Below are 3,984 nucleotides of genomic sequence, written 5' to 3'. Positions count from 1 at the left end.
TTCTAAATCTTYTATTCTATGATTTATAGTTTTTACTAGTAGTTGTTTTTCATTGTCATAGACAGCTATCTTTGTAGAAGTAGAACCTGGATTTATAGTTAATATTCTGTAATTCATATATATCTATATCCCCCTAAAAAAGCCATCTCAAAATAGAATTTACTAGTTACCTATAAAATTCATTTTTGAGATAGCTCAAATATATTAATTAGTTTCTAAATCTAATGCTTCTTCTGAAACCATTTCTATTCCCTTTTTAAATGCTTCTAGATTTATATCTATAAATTTTGATTTAACATTCTCTCTTATAATACTTTCCCAATCTATATATTCTAACTCCATAGATTTTACTAATGCTCCTAGAAGAATTATATTCATTACTTTTGAATTTCCCATTTCTTCTGCCTTTTCTGCTGCATCTATTATTGTAGCATTTAATCTCTTTAATTCATCTTCTATTTCTTTTTCTTGATAAATAGCTTTACCAATTAAAACTGGCATGGAATCTATTCTATAATTATTTACTACTATTTTACCTTCTGGCTTTAGATACTCTAGCCATCTTAATGCTTCCATCTTTTCAAAGGATACTAATATATCAGCTCCACCTATTTCTATTACTGGAGAATATACTTTTTCTCCATATCTAACTTGTGAAGATACTGAACCACCCCTTTGGCTCATTCCATGTATCTCACTCATTTTGACATCATATCCAGCATTCATAAGGCCTGTAGTCAACAATTTACTTGCAAGTATAGTACCTTGACCACCTACACCTACTAAAATAATACTTTTTGTCATATTATATTACCTCCTTAGATATAGCATCTTTTGGACATACTTGACTACATACCTCACAACCTACGCATTGATGTTTATCTATTACTACTGATTTTTCTTCTGCATTAAATGATATAGCTGGACATCCAGTTTTCATACATAATTTACATCCTATACATTTTTCACCGTCTACATTACATTTAGAAGTAAATGGATTATTAAACTCTGCTATATCTTTATCTGAGAATTTTTTTAAAACACATGGCCATCTAGTTATTATTACTGATGGTTCATCTAAATCAAATGCCCAATCTAAACTTTCTTTTACTTGAGATAAGTTATTTGGGTTTATAGTTCTTATATTTTTAATACCACAAGCTCTAACTAATGCTTCTATATCAACTTCATTAGTTATATCTCCTTGTAAGGTATACCCGGTTCCTGGATTTTGTTGATGACCTGTCATTCCTGTTATTCTATTATCTAGTATTATAGATATAGAATTTCCTTTATTATAAACAACATCTAATAATGAATTTATACCTGTATGGAAAAATGTTGAATCACCTAAAACTCCAACAACTCTCATATTGTTATTTTCCTTCATATTGAATACTTTTTGTGCTCCATGTCCTGTACTCAAACTAGCACCCATACAAACAACTGTATCCATAGCATTATATGGAGGTGCAAAACCTAAAGTATAGCATCCAATATCTCCTGTTACCATTACATTTTTTCTTTTTCCTAATTCATAAAATAAACCTCTATGAGGACAGCCTGCACATAGTCCAGGAGGTCTATTAACAACTAATTCTTTATTGTATTCTATAGTATCATTCATTTTACCGAATATAGATTTTCTTATTACATCTGGAGTCATTTCTCCATATGAAGGAAATACATCTTTACCATGACATTCTATATTATTTGCTTTTAATTGTTCTTCTATAAATTGGTCATTTTCTTCTATTACATAAATTTTATCTACTTTAGATGCAAATTCTTTTATCTTATCTATAGGTATAGGATTAGTAAATCCTAATTTCATATATGATGCATCATCTTTAAATACTTCTTTTGCATATGTATAACACATTCCTGATGCAACTATACCAATTTTAGTATTATTTATTTCATAATTATTTAATTCTGTATTATTAGAGTATTCTAGTAATTTACTCATTCTATCTTCAAGTTCTACTCTTCTTATTTTAGCATGTGCCGGAACTGTTAAATTCTTCTGAGGATTTTTAATATATTCTTTTATAGGAATATTTACTCTATCACTACATTCAACTATTCCTTTAGAATGACAAAGTCTTGTTGTCACTCTAAATAAAACAGGTGTATCATACTTTTCACTTACTTCGAATGCTTCTTTAAACATATCTTTAGCTTCTTGGCTAGTCGATGGTTCAAACATTGCTATTTTAGCAAACTTGGCATAATTTCTATTATCTTGCTCATTTTGTGAAGAGTGCATCCCAGGCTCATCTGCAGTTATTAAAACCATTCCTCCATTTACTCCTGTATATGAAAATGTAAATAATGGGTCAGCTGCAACATTAACTCCAACATGTTTCATAGATGCCATAGTTCTAGCACCTGCAAGTGATCCTCCTATAGCTGCCTCTAATGCTACTTTTTCATTAGTTGCCCATTCTGCTACTATATCATCTTTATAAGTTGCTACATTTTCTAATATTTCAGTACTTGGTGTTCCAGGGTATGCAGATGCAAATCTTACACCTGCTTCATAGGCTCCACGTGCAATAGCTTCATTACCAGTCATTAATAACTTCATAGCTTAGTTTCCCCCATAAATGTTTATATTTTAAACTCTAGATAAATTTTGACTTCTAACAGATTCTAATGCATTTTTTATAATACTTGGTGCAACAGCACATTTTTCTTCTGAAACTGCACAAACCGCAAATCTTAATCCTTTTTTAAGTGGAACTACAAAAACATTATCCTTTATTAACTCTTCACTAACAGCTTTTGGGTCTTCACATGGTATACTAATAAAGAATCCATCTATATAAGGAAGTATTTCAAGGTCACATTTTTTAGATCCCTCAACAAATGCACTTGCTCTTTGGCTTAGCATATTTTTATATATTTTCTTTTCATCAATAAATGCTTTAAATTTATTAGGGTCATTTATTATATTAGCAAGAACTTTCATCGGCCCTCTATTACAATTTGACCATGTTGCTCTACATGAATGAACACAAGAATAATAGAACTGCTCTGCTACATCTTCACTAGATGATATGCAAATAGCAGCTCCCATTCTCATTCCATAGGATGTAAATCCTTTCGACATACTAAATCCAACTATTACCAAAATATTTTCTGGTAAATTTGTAAACTTTTCAAAGAATTTTCTGCATCCATCATCGTCTTTAGCAAAATCTATGTATGCTACATCTACGAATAATATTATTTTTTTATCTTTATTTTGAGCTACTTCTTTTGATAAATTTAAGATTTTATCCCAATCATTATCTGGAACACTGTATCCTGTCGGGTTATGTGCTGGTGTATTTAATATAGTGAATATTCTTTCTTGTCGGCTTGCTATATCTAAGAATCTTTCTCTGAAAGAATTAAAGTTGAAATTATTATTTTCGTCAAATAATTGATATGTAGTTATTTTTCGTCCTACCTCCTCACTTATACTAACATATGGACTCCAAAACCAATCAGATGTTAATATTTCATCACCTTGATTAGTATAATTCCATACTGCAAGCTTTATAGATCCACTTCCACCAGGGGATGCAACAGCTCTTATATGTGCATTTGGTATAGAATCTTTAAAGCAAGCTTTTTTTACAGCCTCTAAATAATCCTTTTGACCTTCTATTGAAGCATATGCTGCTATCTCTGAATTAGGTAGTGATTTATACTCATCAAATACAGTGTTTAATGTTATAAGATTTCCATCATCATCTGTTAACGAGCCTATAGTAGCATTTATTACGTTTTCTTTACCTAATTTTTCTATAGCTTTTTGAGCTCTTTCTGATATGTTAAAAATYGGATCACCAACCCTTGGCCATACAGCATGTTTTGCAACCATTATTTCCCCCATAGAAAATCCCCCTTTTTTACTCTAAAAAATTATGTAATAGTAATTACTATAACACCACATTTAATAATTATTTAATTTATTATTTTGTATTTTTACTA

At 30.1% G+C, this 3,984-nt stretch carries 3 protein-coding genes; all 3 read right to left on the bottom strand.

All coding sequences use genetic code 11. The features are described 5' to 3' along the window. Positions 1-204: 204 nt before the first annotated feature. The 3 genes from G3997_RS02435 to G3997_RS02425 are packed head-to-tail and all read right to left on the bottom strand — an operon-like array spanning position 205 to position 3,886. Positions 205-804 carry an indolepyruvate oxidoreductase subunit beta gene (locus G3997_RS02435; protein ID WP_296647531.1) on the bottom strand — a complete coding sequence of 200 codons (600 nt, stop codon included), beginning with the start codon at positions 802-804 and terminating at the stop codon, positions 205-207. 1 nt (position 805) lies between these two features. After that, a complete protein-coding gene (gene iorA, locus G3997_RS02430) occupies positions 806-2,590 on the bottom strand; it encodes an indolepyruvate ferredoxin oxidoreductase subunit alpha (RefSeq protein ID WP_296647528.1) in 1,785 nt (594 codons plus the stop codon). A gap of 30 nt (positions 2,591-2,620) precedes the next feature. Further along, entirely contained in the window at positions 2,621-3,886 is a 1,266-nt protein-coding gene (locus G3997_RS02425; protein WP_296647525.1) for a pyridoxal phosphate-dependent aminotransferase, read from the bottom strand. Positions 3,887-3,984: the final 98 nt, after the last annotated feature.

The organism is Romboutsia sp. 13368, from assembly GCF_018336475.1.
In the GTDB taxonomy this organism is placed as follows: Bacteria; Bacillota; Clostridia; order Peptostreptococcales; family Peptostreptococcaceae; genus Romboutsia.
Note: the sequence above shows the minus strand (reverse complement) of the source record. Positions and strands in the feature narration are given on the sequence as shown.